General features: G+C 59.9%; 14 protein-coding genes and 5 pseudogenes. 13 read left to right on the top strand and 6 right to left on the bottom strand.

What is annotated here, in order from left to right; all coding sequences use genetic code 11:
- Positions 1-159: 159 nt before the first annotated feature.
- Positions 160-822 carry a GntR family transcriptional regulator gene (locus C9E81_RS22300; RefSeq protein ID WP_208021253.1) on the bottom strand — a complete coding sequence of 221 codons (663 nt, stop codon included), beginning with the start codon at positions 820-822 and terminating at the stop codon, positions 160-162.
- Positions 823-1072: 250 nt separating this feature from the next.
- Between C9E81_RS22300 and C9E81_RS22295 the strand changes: the two genes are divergently transcribed.
- From C9E81_RS22295 to C9E81_RS22270, 6 genes are all read left to right on the top strand, one after another.
- Positions 1073-1933, top strand: a complete 861-nt coding sequence (locus C9E81_RS22295; protein WP_208021252.1) for an alpha/beta hydrolase — start codon at positions 1073-1075, stop codon at positions 1931-1933.
- Entirely contained in the window at positions 1930-3048 is a 1119-nt protein-coding gene (locus C9E81_RS22290) for a C45 family autoproteolytic acyltransferase/hydrolase (RefSeq protein WP_122114554.1), read from the top strand. Before C9E81_RS22295 ends, C9E81_RS22290 begins: the two co-directional genes overlap by 4 nt.
- 60 nt (positions 3049-3108) lie before the next feature.
- Positions 3109-4662 (top strand): ABC transporter substrate-binding protein, encoded by a 1554-nt coding sequence (locus C9E81_RS22285; RefSeq protein WP_122114553.1) that lies wholly within the window; start codon positions 3109-3111, stop codon positions 4660-4662.
- Between the two features lie 80 nt (positions 4663-4742).
- A complete protein-coding gene (locus C9E81_RS22280) occupies positions 4743-5687 on the top strand; it encodes an ABC transporter permease (protein ID WP_122114552.1) in 945 nt (314 codons plus the stop codon).
- A gap of 50 nt (positions 5688-5737) precedes the next feature.
- Entirely contained in the window at positions 5738-6508 is a 771-nt protein-coding gene (locus tag C9E81_RS22275) for an ABC transporter permease (protein WP_243698780.1), read from the top strand.
- Positions 6509-6537: 29 nt separating this feature from the next.
- Entirely contained in the window at positions 6538-8304 is a 1767-nt protein-coding gene (locus tag C9E81_RS22270; RefSeq protein ID WP_122114550.1) for an ABC transporter ATP-binding protein, read from the top strand.
- Positions 8305-8480: 176 nt separating this feature from the next.
- On the opposite strand, the pseudogene C9E81_RS22265 reads toward C9E81_RS22270, so the two are convergent.
- Positions 8481-8831, bottom strand: a pseudogene (locus C9E81_RS22265) (integrase core domain-containing protein); the annotation flags it as partial.
- 137 nt (positions 8832-8968) lie between these two features.
- Between C9E81_RS22265 and C9E81_RS22260 the strand changes: the two are divergent.
- A pseudogene (locus tag C9E81_RS22260) lies at positions 8969-9379 on the top strand (IS110 family transposase); the annotation flags it as partial.
- Between the two features lie 55 nt (positions 9380-9434).
- Here C9E81_RS22260 and C9E81_RS22255 read toward each other — a convergent pair.
- The 4 genes and pseudogenes from C9E81_RS22255 to C9E81_RS22240 form a co-directional block, all read right to left on the bottom strand.
- Positions 9435-9593: pseudogene (locus C9E81_RS22255) on the bottom strand (IS3 family transposase); the annotation flags it as partial.
- A 160-nt stretch (positions 9594-9753) separates the two neighbouring features.
- On the bottom strand, positions 9754-11109 hold the full coding sequence (locus C9E81_RS22250; RefSeq protein WP_122114549.1) for a cytochrome c: 1356 nt from the start codon (positions 11107-11109) through the stop codon (positions 9754-9756).
- A gap of 11 nt (positions 11110-11120) precedes the next feature.
- On the bottom strand, positions 11121-12890 hold the full coding sequence (locus C9E81_RS22245; RefSeq protein ID WP_122114548.1) for a GMC family oxidoreductase: 1770 nt from the start codon (positions 12888-12890) through the stop codon (positions 11121-11123).
- A 2-nt stretch (positions 12891-12892) separates the two neighbouring features.
- Entirely contained in the window at positions 12893-13594 is a 702-nt protein-coding gene (locus C9E81_RS22240; RefSeq protein WP_122114547.1) for a gluconate 2-dehydrogenase subunit 3 family protein, read from the bottom strand.
- A gap of 229 nt (positions 13595-13823) precedes the next feature.
- Between C9E81_RS22240 and C9E81_RS22235 the strand changes: the two are divergent.
- From C9E81_RS22235 to C9E81_RS22215, 6 genes and pseudogenes are all read left to right on the top strand, one after another.
- A pseudogene (locus tag C9E81_RS22235) lies at positions 13824-14000 on the top strand (transposase); the annotation flags it as partial.
- Between the two features lie 104 nt (positions 14001-14104).
- The gene (locus C9E81_RS22230) at positions 14105-14971 is read left to right on the top strand and encodes an IS110 family RNA-guided transposase (protein ID WP_243698779.1); all 867 of its coding nucleotides are present in this window, start codon (positions 14105-14107) and stop codon (positions 14969-14971) included.
- 34 nt (positions 14972-15005) lie between these two features.
- On the top strand, positions 15006-15128 hold the full coding sequence (locus tag C9E81_RS23765; protein ID WP_279432731.1) for a hypothetical protein: 123 nt from the start codon (positions 15006-15008) through the stop codon (positions 15126-15128).
- 233 nt (positions 15129-15361) lie between these two features.
- Positions 15362-15526 (top strand): annotated as a pseudogene (locus tag C9E81_RS22225) (transposase); the annotation flags it as partial.
- Positions 15527-15602: 76 nt separating this feature from the next.
- Positions 15603-15866, top strand: a complete 264-nt coding sequence (locus C9E81_RS22220) for a CopG family ribbon-helix-helix protein (protein WP_122114546.1) — start codon at positions 15603-15605, stop codon at positions 15864-15866.
- 2 nt (positions 15867-15868) lie between these two features.
- On the top strand, positions 15869-16210 hold the full coding sequence (locus C9E81_RS22215; protein WP_122114545.1) for a hypothetical protein: 342 nt from the start codon (positions 15869-15871) through the stop codon (positions 16208-16210).
- The last annotated feature ends 681 nt before the right edge of the window (positions 16211-16891 follow it).

The following is a 16891-nucleotide window of genomic DNA, read 5'->3' as shown; positions in this document are numbered from 1 at the left end:
TACAAATCCGCTGCGCCGTCATGAACCGTTACACAGCTCTCGGCACGCCCATGACAATGGCCGTAGGATAAATCTGTCCAAGAAAAGGGGAACTATACCCAAAGCTCCTTTTGCGCAACAAAGCCAGCGAGAGGGCAGAAGAGGGAGGCTGGGTGTTGATTATTCTTTGGATAGGTCGAGATTCGGCCCCTTATCATTGATATGGCTTGTGATTACGGCCTTCAATCCTTCCACATCCCGGCGCCTGATCGCATCGACTATCCGGAAATGATCTTCGGTGGCCTTGGCCAATTGCGCCACGGTACGCCAGCGGGTGACGGGTGCCGCCGGCCCTCGTTGGCGCAACTCCATGATCAGCTCGGTAAGGGATTCATTAGTGCATAGCTCCAATAACCGGTTGTGAAAATTGCGGTTGGCGTCAATTTGCTCCAGGATAGTGCCGTAATAGGCGGCTTGCTTGAAGTTTTCCGCCAAGACCGTAAGCTCCTCTATATCCTGTTTGGTCGCCTGTTCGACGATTCCTCCCGCCGCCGCAGTCTCGAGCAAGGTGCGGATTTCGGAAACTTCGCGCCGCTGTTTCGGGCCAAGCGCATAGACGCGGTAGCCGCGATTGTGGATGTGTTCGACCAACCGCTTGGCGACCAGTTCGTCCAGAACCCGCCGGACAGCGATCCGCGTGACGCCGTAGCGTTGTTCAAGATCGACTTGCTTCAGCCACTCGCCCGGGCCGAATATTCCGATATTGATATCCCTGACGATCAACTCTGAGAGGTTGATGTTCTCGCCCTCGGCGTCTTCCGGCGATTTTGCCGTATCCTGCAACGTTTCACCCTATTCTTACTGTGCTGGCGCCTCTTTCGGGTGAGGCGCCGTTCCGGCGCTTATAGCCCTAATCCTCTGTTCTTGCCACAGAGCTGCGCGATTCGCATGGCCAGCCCTGTCACCGGATTTCGCAGGGCGAAAGCGCCACCTAGTATGTGAATCATATTGTATTTATAAATTGGCGCCAATATTGACAACACATAACGGACGCGCTAGCGTCCCTGCGAACCATGACAAAAGGGAGAAGTCTGTGCTGGCACAGTCGACTCATTCACCCGAGGATCGCCGCAAGGCAATGTACAAGCGCGGGAAAACGACCATATTTGCCTGCAAGGCCGATCCGCGCTTCAGCTATTGCCTTTATGTCCCGGAGGATCTGGACACGGCAGGGCAGCCGGATTTGGTTGTCGCAGTGCATGGCACGGCGCGCATGCAGTTCCAGTATCGCGAGGCCTTTGCCGAATTCGGCCGCTACAACAACGCGGTGGTCCTGGCACCGCTCTTCCCCGTCGGTGTGCGGGGGGATGACGACGCGGATGGTTACAAATACATTCTCGAAGGCGATATCCGCTATGATCAGGTCCTGCTTTCGATGGTCGCCGAAGTCGAGGTCATGCTTGACTGCCGATTTCCGCCATTCCTGATGTTCGGGTTTTCCGGCGGAGGGCATTTCACCCATCGTTTCCTGATCCTGCATCCCGACAAGCTGAAAGCGGTCTCGATCGGTGCGCCGGGGTCGGTCACGCTGCTTGACTCGAGTCGGGATTGGTGGGTCGGTATCCGCAATCTGCGCGAGCTTTTCGGCCGCGACCTTGATGTCGAGGCGCTTCGCCGGGTGAAAGTCCATCTGGCAGTTGGTGCCGCGGATGTCGAAACCTGGGAGATACAGCACCAGGTCGGTAGCAAGCGCTACATGGAAGGCGCCAACGATGCGGGCCGGACCCGCATCGAGCGCAATAACAGCCTGAAGACCTCACTGGAGCAGCATGGCATCACGGTCATGCAGGATATAGTGCCTGGGGTGGCCCATAGCATGCATGGAGTCTTACCTTATACGATGAGGTTCTTTCGTGGCATCGTTCAGCCAAGGGAGCGTTTGGCAGCACAATGAACAAGGTTCCTCCTCCTCCCCGGATCGAAATCGAAGGGACTGCAGAGACGCGTGGGCTCGCCTATGGGCGGGCAGCCGATGGGCTCATCAAGCTTGGGGTCGAGCGATATCGAACCCTTCTCTCCGACCGGGGCTGTCACTGGGATTCAGTTGTCCGGGCAGGCCGTCTCCTGGCAGGCAGGCTCGAGGCTTCCTATCCCGAGCAATTCCGCGAATTGAAGGCCATTGCCAAGGGCGCAGGGGTCGATCTTACCGATATCCTGCTGATAAACGGGCGCAGCGAGATCCTCAACGCCACGGAAATGGCCGTCAATGCCGAGGATCGTACGGCGCTGGATGACGGCTGCACCGCCGCGGTGGCCATGCCCGAGCGGACCGCCGAGGGTCGGCTGCTTCATGGGCAGAACTGGGATTGGCGGCCTGAATGCGAAGAGACCACCGTCGTGCTGGTTCTGCGCCGGGACGATGGTCCGGATATCATGACCTATGTCGAAGCGGGCGGTCTGGCCCGCGCGGGCTTTAACGAGGCAGGCGTTGCCATTACCGGCAACAATTTGCAGACGGCGGATGAGAGCTGGTCTACCCCCGGCATACCGTTGTCGGTCATCCGCCGTCTCGCGCTGGAGGCGGACGGTTTCCCGGCGGCCATGCAGGTCGTGGCGAAAGCGCCGCGTACCGTTTCCAACAACATGATGATTTCCTGTGCCACGGGTGGTGGCGAAGCCTTCGATCTTGAAACCACGCCGCAGGAAATTTTCTGGATTGCGCCTGAGAACGGGTTGCTGACGCATGCCAATCATTTCGTCTCGCCGGCCGCGCAGGCGAAAGTGGTGGATGCCGGATTGCTTGGGGGGATGGACACGCTCTACCGAGATCGCAGGGTGCGTGCACGGCTTGACCGGGCCGGAACGAATATCACGCTGGCCGATTTCGCGGACGCGTTTTCCGATCGTTTCGGCGATCCCTGCGGAGTGCTGCGCTTTCCGGTGTCGCGCAACAGGAACCAATCCATATCCGCCACGGTCGCGACCATCCTAATGGATGCCGGGGGGGGGGTAATGCAGGTGCGGCAATCCCCCTACAAGAACGAAGACAGCCTGACCTACACGCTTTGACAAGAACTGATCATGCCATAGCGAACAAGAATCGGCGATACACAGCACGGGAGACATGACATGCTGACAGCAACTACAGGACGTTTCGTCCTATCTTCCCTCACAGCGGCGCTGCTGTTTTCGACAACCGGGTCGGTGCAGGCTGAAGTCGTCCTGAATGTGGCATATACCCAGGATCTTCGCGGCACCAATCCCGGGGTTGATCGGGATGGCAATACCGATACAGTCCATATGCATGTGGTCGAAGGGCTGGTGGCCTATGCCGCCGATTTTTCTATCAAACCGATGCTTGCGGAAGCATGGACCGTCAGTGATGACGGGCTGACCTACACGTTCAAGCTGCGAGAAGGCGTGCCGTTCCACAACGGCGAAATCATGACATCGGAACACGTTAAATGGTCCTGGGACCGTTTCATGGCCCCCGAGACGAAATGGCGGTGCAGAAGCTATTTCACCGGCGAGGACGGCCCGGAAGTCGTTTCCGTCGAAACCCCGGATCCGTTGACGGTGGTCTACAAGCTCGCCAGTCGGAGCGCGACATTCCTGGGCAATCTCGCGCGTTTCGATTGCGGCAACACCGCGGTGCTGCATACCGAATCCGTTGACGCCGACGGCAATTGGCTCGAACCTGTCGGAACCGGGCCGTTCAAGTTCGGGGACATCAAATACGGGCGCTATATCGACCTGCTCAAGTTCGAGGATTACGCAAGCCGCAGTGACCCGCAAGATGGGTATGCTGGGGCGAAAGAGGTCCTTGTCGACAAGGTGAGATTGCAGATCCTGCCCGAGCCTTCGGTTTCCAAGGCCGCCTATCTCGCCGGCGATATCGACCTGTTGTCGATCGAGCCGGCGGATCTCGCCGAGATGGAGCTTGCGCCTGATACACAGATTCTCAGCGCCGAAACGGCCGTGTGGGATACGCTGCTCATCAATACTGACGATCCGGTCCTGCAGGACAAGCGGATCCGTCAGGCCATGGCGCAGGCCATTGACCGTGAGCAGATCATGGCCATCGTTTCGGAAGGGCGCGGGCGTGCCAACCCGTCGCCTCTGCCGCCGGTATCCTCGTTCTTCACCGATGCCGAATGGGAACAACTGCCCTTCGATCCCGAAAAGGCGAAAGCGTTGCTGGATGAGGCGGGATATGACGGGCAACCGATCGAGTTGCTGACCAACAAGCGCTCGGGCGCCTATTACGAGCGGGCGCTGATCGCGCAGTCCATGCTCAAGGAAGCAGGGATCAATGCAGAATTGAAGGTGCTCGAATGGGGGACGCAGCTCGATGCCTACACCTCCGGTGAATACCAGATGCAATCCTTCAGCTATTCACCGCGGCTCGACCCCGCCCTCAGTTTCGAGATGATTACCGGTGAACAGTCGCGCAAGGTCTGGAACAGCCCCGAAGCGATCGCCTTGCTGGACCAGGCCATGGTCGTTTCGGACAAGGTCGAGCGGCAGGGGATCATCGACGAGTTGCACCGCCGTTTCATCGACGAGGTGCCGGCCATCGGTATCGGGCACCGTGTCGAATTCTACGCGATCAGGGATAGTATCGACGGCTTTAAACCATGGGGTGCCGGCAAGCAGATATTCTGGGGTGTCGGCCCGAAATGACATTCGTCGCGGGCAGAATGGCTACATCGCAGTCTTTTTCCTGCCCCTGTTCTCCATCGCCGAACTGATGGGATGCCCATATGTGGAGCTATATTCTCAAGCGGTTGTTGACGGCCATACCCACCATATTCCTGGTGCTGTTGATCGTTTTTACGCTGATCCGGTTGATCCCGGGCGATCCGGCGGAGCTGATGCTTTACGAGTTGGACGATCCTGCGGTGGTTCAGCAAATGCGCGAGGAGCTGGGGCTCGACAAACCGATTCCGGTGCAGTTTTTCATCTGGTTGGGCAATCTGGCGACCGGCGATCTGGGTGTTTCGATCCGTACGCAGGAACCGGTCTTGCCGGCCTTGCTGGAGCGGTTCAGCGTCACTGCCACTTTGGTGTTCCTGGCTGTCAGCATGGCGGTCATGATCGCGGTTCCCGCCGGAATGATTGCGGCATCGAAGCAGAACTCCCGAACCGATTTCGCCATCGTACTGGTGGCAATCCTCAAGCTGTCCCTGCCCAGTTTCTGGGTCGGCCTGATGCTGCTCCTGTTTTTCGGCGTATATCTGCAATGGCTTCCGACCGTCGGCTACGTCGAACTGAGCACGGATTTCGGATTGGGGGTTCTGTACCTGATCATGCCCGTCATCTCCCTTGCGTTGACGGAAATCGCGGTCCTGACCCGGATGATGCGCTCTGGCACGCTCGAGGTGCTGCGACTGGAATATGTGACGCATGCACGGGCAAAAGGTCTGTCGGAAGCCGCCGTTCTTTCACGTCACGTCTTCAAGAACGCTTTTGCTCCTGCATTGACCATGCTGGGCCTCGTGATGGCCTCGCTTCTGGGCGGTGCCGCGGTGACCGAGACGGTGTTCAGCCTGCCGGGCATCGGCAAGCTGGTGGTCGATTCCATCTATGCGCGTGACTATCCGATGCTGCAGGGCGCATTGCTGCTGATCGCTGGCGTCTATGTCGTCGTCAATCTGCTGGTCGATCTTCTTTACGGCTTCTTTGATCCGCGTGTGACCCTGAAATGAAACGACTGCTGAGAATCCTTTCCCGTCCCAATGGCTTGATTGGCGGCCTGATGCTCGGATTTGTTCTGCTGATTGCTGCGACCGGGGCTGTCTATACACCCTATGACCCGACCGGCCAGGACTATCTCGCCCGGTTCGAAGGGGCCTCCGCGACACATCTTCTGGGCACGGACATGTTTGGACGCGATCTGTTGTCCCGCCTGCTGGCCGGTGCGGGCGTATCAGTCACCGTCTCGTTCCTGACAGTGTTGGTGGCTGTCACCGGCGGCGTGATCATCGGCGCCTTCTGCGGCTATTGGCGCGGCTGGTTCGACCGCATCGTCATGATGGTCATCGAGGCATTGATGGCGTTTCCGGGCATCCTGCTAGCGCTGGCACTGATGGTCGCCATCGGGCCGAACAAATATGGGGTAGTTCTGGCGCTGGCGCTGGCCTACCTGCCTTCAGTCACACGGCTTGTCCGTGGTACGGTCCTGTCATTGCGCGAAAAGGAATATGTGGAAGCCTCGGTCGCTCTGGGCAACAGCACCTTCTATACCCTGATCCGCCATGTCCTGCCCAATAGTCTTGGCCCGCTGATCGTGCTGTCCACCACCATGTTCGGCTGGGTTCTGCTTGCGGAAAGCTCGCTGTCATTCCTGGGACTCGGCGTCCCGCCACCGGCCCCGACATGGGGCAACATGCTTGCCGAGGCGCGTGGTTATCTCATGCGCTTTCCCTGGCTGGGCATCCTGCCCGGGCTCTGCATCTCGTTTGCACTGCTGGGGGTGAATCTCTTCGGCGATGCGCTGCGCGACGAACTCGACCCACGTAACAACTGATCGCAAGAAGGACCGGTCCGGTGAACAGCATGTCTTCCACGCCCTTGTTGCAGATACGTGATCTCAACATCGTCTTTCCCTTTCGGAAGAGATCGATAACCGCGGTGCATAAGGCAAACCTGACCATTGGGCACGGGCAGATTCATGCCGTTGTCGGTGAATCGGGCAGCGGTAAAACAATGCTTGCCCGGTCTGTGCTGAAGCTTCTGCCACCTCCGGCCACCATCGCGGGCGGGTCGGTCCTGTTTCGGGGCAGAGATCTGGCTTCGCTGGACGACCGGCAGATGCGCGCGATACGAGGTGCCGAGATCGGCATGATTTTCCAGGAACCTCTGGTGTCGCTCAATCCGGCGCTCAGGGTCGGAAAGCAGCTGTTCGAGGGGCTGCGCCTGCATAGCGATCTTGACAAGGGCGAGATCCGGGAACGTGCGATCGCGATGCTACGGGCGGTCCGAATTCCCGATCCGGAGGATTGCCTGAAACGTTTTCCCCACGAGTTCTCGGGCGGTATGCGCCAACGTATCATGATCGCTTCTGTCATGACGCTGCGCCCCAAGCTGCTGCTTGCGGATGAGCCAACAACGGCGCTGGACGCAATCGTGCAAAAGGATGTGCTCGACATCATGCGCGACGTGGTCGGCGAATTCGGCGCGTCCGTCATGCTAATCAGCCACGACCTCGGACTGGTCGCACGCTATGCCGACCAGGTAACCGTCATGGAAAAGGGTTTGATCGTCGAGCAGGGACCGGCGGACGAGATTCTGAGAGCCCCAACGCACCCCTATACGATCAAGCTGTTGGCTTCGTTGCCCCATGGTCCGCAGGAAAAAGGGAGAGTGAGCGAAACCGCAGAGAAGGTACCTTTGCTGACCGCACGGGATATAGAAGTTCACTATGAAATTCCCTCCCCGTGGCCCTTCGGTCGAACGAGACACAAGCGTGCTGTCGCGGGCGTGTCGCTCGATTTGCGAGAGGGCGAGATGTTGGGGCTGGTGGGGGAATCGGGCAGCGGCAAAAGTACGCTCGGGCGGGCCTTGATCCGATTGAAAAACCCAACGAATGGGACTGTCAGTTTCCGAGGCAAGGACATTCTAGGGCTGTCCGGCAGTTCGTTGCGGACTGTGCGCCGGGACCTGCAGATCGTCTTTCAGGATCCTTATTCGTCGCTTGATCCGCGCATGAATGTCGCACAGCTGATTGCTGAGGGTATGCGCCATCTGCCGGAGGCCACGCGATCGGAAAAGCACGAGCGCGTGGCCGAGATGCTTGATGCGGTGGGCTTGGGGGAAATTTATGCCAGCCGATTCCCGCATGAATTGTCAGGCGGTCAGCGCCAACGTGTCGCTATTGCACGAGCACTTGTAACACGCCCGGCGGTGGTTGTCGCCGACGAGCCAGTCTCTGCGTTGGACGTAACCGTGCAGGCACAAATATTGACGCTCCTGCAGCAGTTGCGGGAACGCTTTGGCTTTTCTTGCTTGTTCATCAGCCACGATCTCGGCGTAGTGGAATCGCTTTGCGACCGTGTGCTCGTCATGTACCAGGGCAGGATCATGGAGCAAGCGCCGACCTCACGCCTCTTTGAGCAGCCCCATCACCCTTATACCTGTCGACTGATGAATGCCGTGCCGGTACTTTCAAACACCGAACAAGGCTATCGGTTGCGTGAAACTGCATTGACGGCGCAACCTCTGGTACAAGGTGACGATTACTTCGACCCCATGACTGATCGGGGTAGCAAAGTGCGTTTGCAGGAAGTCGCGCGAAATCACTTCGTAGCATTGCAGCATGGTTAAAGCGTTTCAGCTTCTATCACTGGGGAGTGGAAAGAAGGTGGGGATTAGGTCGCTTTAAGTCGACCGGCCGAAAGCCTTCCATCGAGGATAGCGGCTCTCACCTGTCCGTCGTCAGAACAATTGGCACATCTCGGGGCGTAAATTAGCGGAGATTTTGCCTCGTAATTGGTTTGATCTTATGCGGTGAGCTTGCGGTGTTGCAAGCGCCGTTGTTCGATGGTCTTTCGCTTGATCCTTTCGCGTTGTTTGATGATGGTCTCGGCCCTGCCGAAGTAGGCATCAGCGGGCGTCACGTTGTTCAGGCTTTCATGGTATCGCCGGTGATTGTAATGTTCGATGAATGCCTCGATCTGGGCTTCGAGATCGCCCGGGAGGAAGTAGTTTTCCAGCAGGATGCGGTTTTTGAGGATCCGGTGCCACCGTTCGATCTTGCCCTGGGTCTGGGGATGTAGTGGCGCGCCACGCACATGGCTCATACCTTGCGCCTCGATGAACTCTGCCAGTTCGCCCGCGATATAGCTGGGACCGTAGCACCTCGGGACGAATTGCTTGTTTGAGGTTATGGCCACGCGCGCAGCCCTCAAATAGCGTAGCGGGTGGCCATAACCGGGTCTCAGGTCTCAACAGTGGTTTTGCACAAACCACACCGCTGAGGAGACCGGCTATGACCGCCACCGATACTACCGTCCCGACCTTGTTGGTCGCCATCGACATTTCCAAGCACCGCCACGAGATGCTGATTGGCGTCCCTGGCAAGAAGCGCCGCCGTCGATTGACGATCACGAACACGCTTGACGACTTTCGGCGCTTGGCCGCCATTCTTATGGATTACGGTCTGCCCGTGAGGATCGGGTTCGAGGCGACCGGCAACTATCATCGACCGTTGGCGCATCATCTTGCCCAGGCCGGATTCGATCTCAAGCTCGTGTCCTCCGTCGGGTTGGCTCGGACGCGCGAAGCCCTGCACAACAGCTGGGACAAGAACGATCCGAAGGACGCCCAGGTGATCCTGCACATGCTGGAGATCGGCGCGGTGCAGTTCTTCCACGATCCGCTGGTCACCGGCATCCGGGACACCGGATGCCTCATGACCTGCTGACCTAAGCAGCCAGAACTTCCCGATATAGGACGTTGTCGCTGAGCAACTTTGGCTTGTGTAGCACTGCCGCGCTGTCGCAGCCCGAGGCTTCCAGGGCCAGTTCCAGCGTATCGGTCACATCCTCGGCGCGCATGGTGGTGCACAGTTTCCAGGCGATGATGTAGCGCGAGTAATCGTCGAGCACGGTCGACTTATGCGGATAGCAAGGTGATCTCGGCTTTTCTCCGCGATATCGGAGCTGTCGGGATTGTTTCGCGGAAGGGCTGCTGGACGTGAGAGCTTCTGCTATCCGCAACCGGATACGGAAAGGGGCCGGAAACCGGTCCCTTCACATCGTCCGGTCTGGACGTTCAGTGGCTGTCAGAGGCGGCGCGGACCGTGGCAACATCGGTGGCGGTCACCGTACCCGCCTCATTGCCCCAGGCCTTGCGCAGCCAGCTTGCCAGTTCGGCGATTTCCTCGTCCGACATGCGGTCCCTGTAGCCCTGCATGCGCAGGGTCATCGGGCGCTTGGCGGTACCGGGCATCTCGGCGCCGTTCAGGATCACTGAGATCAGCGGCCCGGTTTCCGAGCCGGTCACCAGATGGTTGTTCTGCAGTTCAGGAAAGATCCCGGGCGCACCCTTGCCGTTGGCGAAGTGACAGCCGATGCAGTTGTCGCTGTAGAGACGCGCGCCAAGCGGCATATCCGGGTTCGCCTCGATCAGCATCGCTGCGGTCGCTTTACCGGCGGCATCGGTCTCCGGTGCGGGCAGCGGCGTGGGGCCGGTCGCGGCGAAACTTTTGGGAAGCTCGACCTCCGCCCCGTCCAACCCCTTGAGGAAGGCGGCCATGGCAAGGTTGTCCTCGTCCGTGAGGTGCTGCAGCGAGTGCTCGACGACGAGGCCCATCTCGCCGTTGGCGGTGGAATGGGCGTTGCGGCCGGTGGCGAGATAGGCCGCCAGTTGTTCGACCGGCCACGCCTGCGATACAGAGCCTTCGCCGCGCAGGGCGGGGGCGTTCCAGCCATCGATCACCCCGCCGGTCAGGAAACCATCGTCCGAGGTACTCACCCCGTCCTGCGCCATGAAGGGCGTGCGCGGGCTGTGACAGGCAGCGCAGTGGCCGGGACCTTCGACGAGATACTGGCCGCGATCCTGCAGATCGGAAGTGCCAACCGGATCGAAACCCACGTCATGGGTCAGCGCCAGCCAGTTCCAGGCACGGATGCCAAAGCGCAGGTTGAAGGGGAATTTCAGATGCGTTTCCTGGACCTCGTTCTGCACCGGGGCGATGTCGGCCATGATGTAGTCGTAGAGGGCACGAATGTCCTCCTCCTTCATCAGGCGGTAGTTCTCGTAGGGCATTGCGGGGTAGAGATGCGTGCCTCCCCTGGCGATGCCGTCGACCATGGCGGCACGGAACTCTTCATAGGACCAGTCACCGATGCCGGTCTCGGGATCCGGGGTGATGTTGGTGGACCAGATGGTGCCCATGGGCGAGGCGATGGCGCGGCCGCCGGCAAGCGGCTCGCCGCCCTCGGCGGTGTGGCAGGCCACGCAGTCCGAGGCATGCAGGACGTATTCACCCTGTCCCGGTTCCGGCTGCCAGTCAGCGGCCAACTCCCTTGCAGGCTTGCTCACCTGCACCGGCACGAAGATGAAGGCCAGCAGGGCGATCACGCCCGCGAGGGCCAGGCCGCCGATGATGCGGAGGAAAGTCTTCATCTGCGTTCTCCTCAGACCAGCGGACGGGGGTTCGAGAGGTACTGCGTGCGGATCGCGTTGACCGTCCAGTAAGCCAGGCCGCCGACGAGCCCGGTCGGGTTGTACTGGGTGTTCTGCACGAAGTTGCCCGCGCCCATGGCGAAGACGTTATGCGCCTTCCAGGTCTGGGAGTAGCGGTTGACCGCGCCCTCGCGGGCATTCTCGGACATGATGTGACCGCCGGTGTTGTGCGTGGTCTGGTAGGGGCGAACGTCGTATTGCGCGCCTATATCCTTGAACCCGGCCTGCATGATGTCGGGGTTCATCGAGGCGGCCAGCGGCTCCATCTTGCGCTTCATGAACTGGTTCATCCGCAGGTCATTGTCCTGCCAGTTGAACGTCATGCGCATGAGCGGGCGACCGTGCCGGTCGGTATAGGTGGGGTCGAGGTCGAGGTGGTTGTTCGCATAGGCCATGTGGGAGCCATGCGAGCCGATCGACATCGCGTGGCCGTACCATTTGCGGATGCCCTGCTTCCAGCCCGCGCCCCAGCTTGGCGTGTCCTTGGGCAGCGGCATGTTGCGGATCGGCTGGCCGTTGAACGTGCCCGAGCGCCAGTAGGAACCGCCGATGAAGCCCTCTGCGCCGAAGTCGTTCTGGCTGATCGAGAAATCGTCGATGACCATGCCGTTGGCGCCATGACCGACGAACGGGTTGAAGTTGTCATCCTCGAAGAACATCGAGATGCCGCCATTCATCTGGTAGGCGTAGTTCTTGCCCAATGTGCCCTCACCGGTCAGCGGGTTATAGACCTCGCCCAGACCCGACAGCAGCATCAGGTGCACGTTGTTGAGCTGGTAGCTCGACAGGATCACGATGTCGGCGGGCTGGAACACCTCCTCGCCTGCCTCCTCGTCCCAGTAGGTGACACCGGTCGCGGTCTTGCCGTCCTCGGCCAGATCCACGCGCAGCACCTCGGAATTTGTCCGGTACTCGAAATTCGGCATGCGCTTCAGCGCGCCGAGGATCGCGGTCTGCGGCGAGGACTTCGAATACTGATAGCAGCCGTAGCGCTCGCAGAAGCCGCAGAAATTGCACGGACCCATCTGCATCCCATAGGGGTTCACATAGGAGGTCGAGGCGATGCCTGCCGAGGCCGGGAACGGGTGATACCCCATTGCCTTTGCGGCGTCCCGGAACTTCGCTGAGTCGTAGGTTGTGGGCAGCGGCGGCATCGGGAAGTCTTCCGAGCGCCAGCCCTCGAACGGGTTGCCGCCCTCGCGGATCTCGCCATTGAGGTTGCCCGCATAGCCGGAGATGCCGGCCACCTTCTCGAATCGGGTGAAGAACGGTTCGAGCTCGTCATAACTGACCGGGTAGTCACGCAGGTCCATCCCCTCGGGAATGATCCCTTCGCCCCAGTTTTCGAGCACGTGGCTGCGCAGTTTCAGCTCGATTTCCTGCGGGCGCCAGTTGAGGCCGTTCCAATGCGTGCCGGCGCCGCCGACGCCGTTGCCGGGCAGAAACGAGCCGAGCGAGCGGTAGGGCAGCGCGGTCTCGCCATCGTTACGGCGCACCGTGAGGGTCTGCTGCGACGGCTTCTGCATCATCTTCAGACGCACGCCGTATTTCAGTTCATCGATCTGCTGCGGGTATTCGAAATTCGGAACCGTCTCCTGGTCATGGCCGCGCTCGAGCGCGACGATGTCGAGACCTTCCTGTGCCAGTTCGATCCCTGCGATCGAGCCAGTCCAGCCGAGGCCGACGATGACCACGTCCTTTTTCTTTTCCTGACGTGCCATTCCTATGCCCTTTCGCCGCTGATCGAGACCGGACCAAGCGGGTATTTCACATTGTGGCGCTCGGGCCATTCCCGATAGGCCGCGCGGGCACCGGGAAAGCCGATATAGACCCAGGACTGCATGTCGTGGTTGCCGCCGTATTGCGGGTCGGCGAAATAGCCTTCCTTGGTGTTGGCCAGCAGGATGCCCCAGAACTCGCGCAGTTCGGGCGCCAGCACGACGTCGCCCTTCTGCAGTGAGGTGAGAGCCGCATCCTGCTGCTTGGCGGCCAGTTCGGCGAAGACCGCGCCATGGGTCTGTTCGCACCACGCGTTGAAGGCGGGAATCGCCTGGCGGTAGACCTCGGCCGGGTTCAACGGGGTCTGCCAGCCGCGCGCCGGATCGGCGTCCGGATCGTGCGGGCCTTCCATGTACCAGTCATCGGCGGTGCCGTAATCACTGGCGAGCTGACGGTCGATGAATACCGGCACACGGGCCTCGATGGCGCCGGGACCGTCATCCTCGGACGGGATCAGCCGTGCGGTCGCTGCCATGATGAACGCCCATTCGTCGGCATTCAAATACTCGCGTTGATAGTCGTCGAGGGAAACGGGCTGCGGCGTCTGCTGCGCGGACGCAGAGTGCGCAAGCCCGGAAAGAGCGGCCCCGGCGGCGGTAGCTTTCAGAAAGCTCCGGCGGCTCGGGTATCCGGGAAGATCGGTCATATTCTGAAGTGTCCTGCCGGGATAGGTGGAACATTTGTGCGCAAGTGGAGAGCGACACTTTGCCACCCTACGCCGCGTCATTATGAGGTGCAAGCGGGGTGGCCCCAGTGCAAATCAGCTATGATCACAGATCATAAGGCGCTGTTCTTACGCCATGAAAACGTAGGTTCAGGATGCATTGATTTTCACTGCACTGCATGATTCACGGCTCGAAAAACGGAGCGGTGACATGAGCGACCTGTATTGGCTGAGCGACGAACAGATGGCCAAGCTTGCGCCTTTCTTCCCGAAGTCGCACGGCAAGCCTCGGGTTGATGACAAGCGCGTCTTAAGCGGCATTATCTTCATCAATCGCAATGGTTTGCGATGGCGGGACGCCCCCGAAGCCTACGGTCCGCACACGACATGGCGTGATTGCGGCGCTCGCTCTCTGGGGGCGAATGAGGTTCGGTATGTTGGCCTCATGGATAAAAGCCGTGAGGAGAACGACCTATGGAACACTATGCGGGTTTGGATGTTTCGCTGAAAGAGATTTCGATCTGTGTTGTGGATCGTGATGGCAAGACGATCGCGCGCGGCGCTTGCCCGTCCGATCCCGAGGGTGTGGCAGACTGGTTTCGAAACCGCTCGCTCATGCCGCGTCGGATCGTCCATGAGAGTGGGAACTTGTCGATTTGGCTGCAGCGCGGAATGACGCGGCTCGTGCTTCCGGCCACCTGCGTCGATGCGCGCAAGGCTCACAAGAGCCTTTCGGCCCGGCTCAACAAGTCTGACGCCGCCGATGCCGAAGGGTTGGCGCAGCTCGCCCGAACCGGCTGGTTCACTGCGGTGCATATCCGCAGCGAAGAGGCCGACCGGCTGCGGTGCCTTGTCGGTGCCCGTGAAAGGTTGATCCGGTTGCGCAAGGACCTCGAAGGTCACATCCGTGGCGTCCTCAAAACCTTCGGTATCCGTATGATCGGCATTGGCCAGGGGCAACAAAGGCAGGCGTTCCGCGATCAACTGGCGGCAGCGGGCGAGACCGACCCGGTTCTGCGGGCTATAGCCGATGCCTTCATCGCTACCCATGCCAAGCTGTGCCACGTGGTGGACGACTTGGACAAGGCGGTGAAGAAAACGGCCAAGGCCCATCCTGTCGCGCGCCGCCTGATGACAATCCCCGGTGTTGGTCCGGTTAACGCGCTCGGCTTTATAGCCCTGGTTGATGATCCCGGTCGCTTCAGCCGGACGTCGGATGTGGGCGCTTTTCTTGGGCTAACGCCAAAGCGGCATCAGTCTGGCGAGGTGGATTGGTCGGGGCGGGTCTCGAAATGCAGTGACGGTGCGATGCGCGGGCTACTGTTCGAGGCGGCGTCATGCGTGATCCACCCCAAGTGAGACGTTTCTCGCGGCTGAAAAGCTGGCCGTGCGATTGGCCGGACGGCGCGGCTTCCGCAAGGCGGCGGTCGCGACGGCCCGCAAAATCGCCGTGCTGATGCTGGCGCTCTGGAAAAAAGGAACCGACTATCAATGGACAGAGGAGGCCACCGCCTGATCTGAGTTCCCGCGCCTGAAGCGGGAAGCGTAGTCCCGACGGGACGGAGGTTGATTGATCTCGCTGTAGAGTATGGGATGGCCAGGCGCCACACCCCGCACAAGACATTGGAGACGATCCGCCGCCGAAAACCATCATGAGGCGCTCAATGCGACCTCGGAGAGAAACATGACCCCGGACGGACATCACCCTCCCACGCTTGACAAGGCCGCAATCAGAACCCTCTACAGCCGGTGGAAGCGTTGGAGCGAGCCCCCGCTGAACAGGTGTTGAAAGATATCCGCCGCAAGACGCGGCGCCACTTCTCCGCGGAGTACAAGATCCGGATCGTGCTGGAAGGCCTGCGTGGCGATGACAGTATTGCCGAGCTATGTCGCCGCGAAGGGATCGCTCAAAGCCCCAAGCTTAAGCTTGTTACTGTTGCGCCTATGCATTACATTGTAAGACACGAGAAGACAAAAGCGGAATCCCGTTATGGCGACCACCTCGTTTACCACCCGGATCGATGCGGAGCTGAAGGCCCAGCTAGACCAGATCGCACGCTTCGAGGATCGATCCGCCTCCTACATGGCGAACCAGGCGATCCGCGCCTTTGTTGAAGAGCGGCAGGCGACCCGGCAGCTCGTGGACACCGGTCTGACCCTGGTCGAGCGGGAAGCGCCATCGCTGGCCAGCAGTGCCGTCCATGACTGGCTGACGGCCGAGGATGACCGTCCCTTCCCGACGCCTGATCGGTAAGCATGCAGCTCCGCTATCTCGAAACCGCGGAACCCGGGCTCCGCTGGTTCCGGGCCTATTACCGGCAGAATCCGCAGCTCGACCTGAAGAAAGCCGCCGGCGCCTTGCGCCAGGCGGAGGCCCGGCTGGTGGAATTTCCGCTCTCCGCCCCGCTTTATGAGGACTTCGCCACCGTCCGGGAATGCAAGCTCCAGGGAACGGCCTTCTCGCTGCTCTACACCATCGCCCATGACACGATCTATGTCATTGATCTTCGAGATCAAAGGGGACAGCGTAGCGCGGCCGCCTTGACCCTGTTCACGCAGGAACTGTGGACCCGGTACGGGCTTGGCGGAAAGAACTGACGGCGCTGTCATGGGCGCCTGAAGCGGAATCGTGAACGATAAGCCTTCAGCTGGTCTGATACGATAAAGGAAGTGGCAGGAAATGCGGAATGTGTACAAGCTATCTGCCCAGCTGAAGGAAGTGTCGAGATGTTTCGAAAATCGCTCACGAAATCCCAGAGGGATGAGGCTTTGCGGTAATTGAAAGCCGGCGGGTCCGTGAAGAACGTTGCCGAAGCAGTGAACGCAAATCCGGACAGTATCTCGAAAGAAAAAGCCCCCCGTCTGCGCCAATCTGAGGCTACAACGACCTATGGACGCGCCATCACTGTGCTTCTTTCGCCCGAGGAATCCTGACCTTCTGTATCTCGTTGTTGCTACTCTTCCCCCACCCCAACCTTGGCCAAGGTTGGGGTGGGGCGGTGTTTGGCGTCTGAGCCTTGTGGCTGTGACCACGTTTGTTAGCGAGCCAGCACCGTCTCTCTTCATCGTCTCGAACAGTTGAATGCGGCCGATCAGGACCGCGGAGTAGAAGGAAGAGAGCATGGGCAAAATATCACGCGCAAGGATCATCGGGGCTTTGTTGCGCAAAGGGTTGACGGGATTCATCTTGTGAATCCAGCGTGATATCTTTGGGCATGAGCAGCTGGACCCCGACGAAATACAAGACCACGAACTGGTCGTTCTATAATTCCGCCCCGA

The sequence above is a fragment of the Paracoccus alkanivorans genome, from assembly GCF_003697785.1.
Classification (GTDB): Bacteria; Pseudomonadota; Alphaproteobacteria; order Rhodobacterales; family Rhodobacteraceae; genus Paracoccus; species Paracoccus alkanivorans.
Note: the sequence above shows the minus strand (reverse complement) of the source record. Positions and strands in the feature narration are given on the sequence as shown.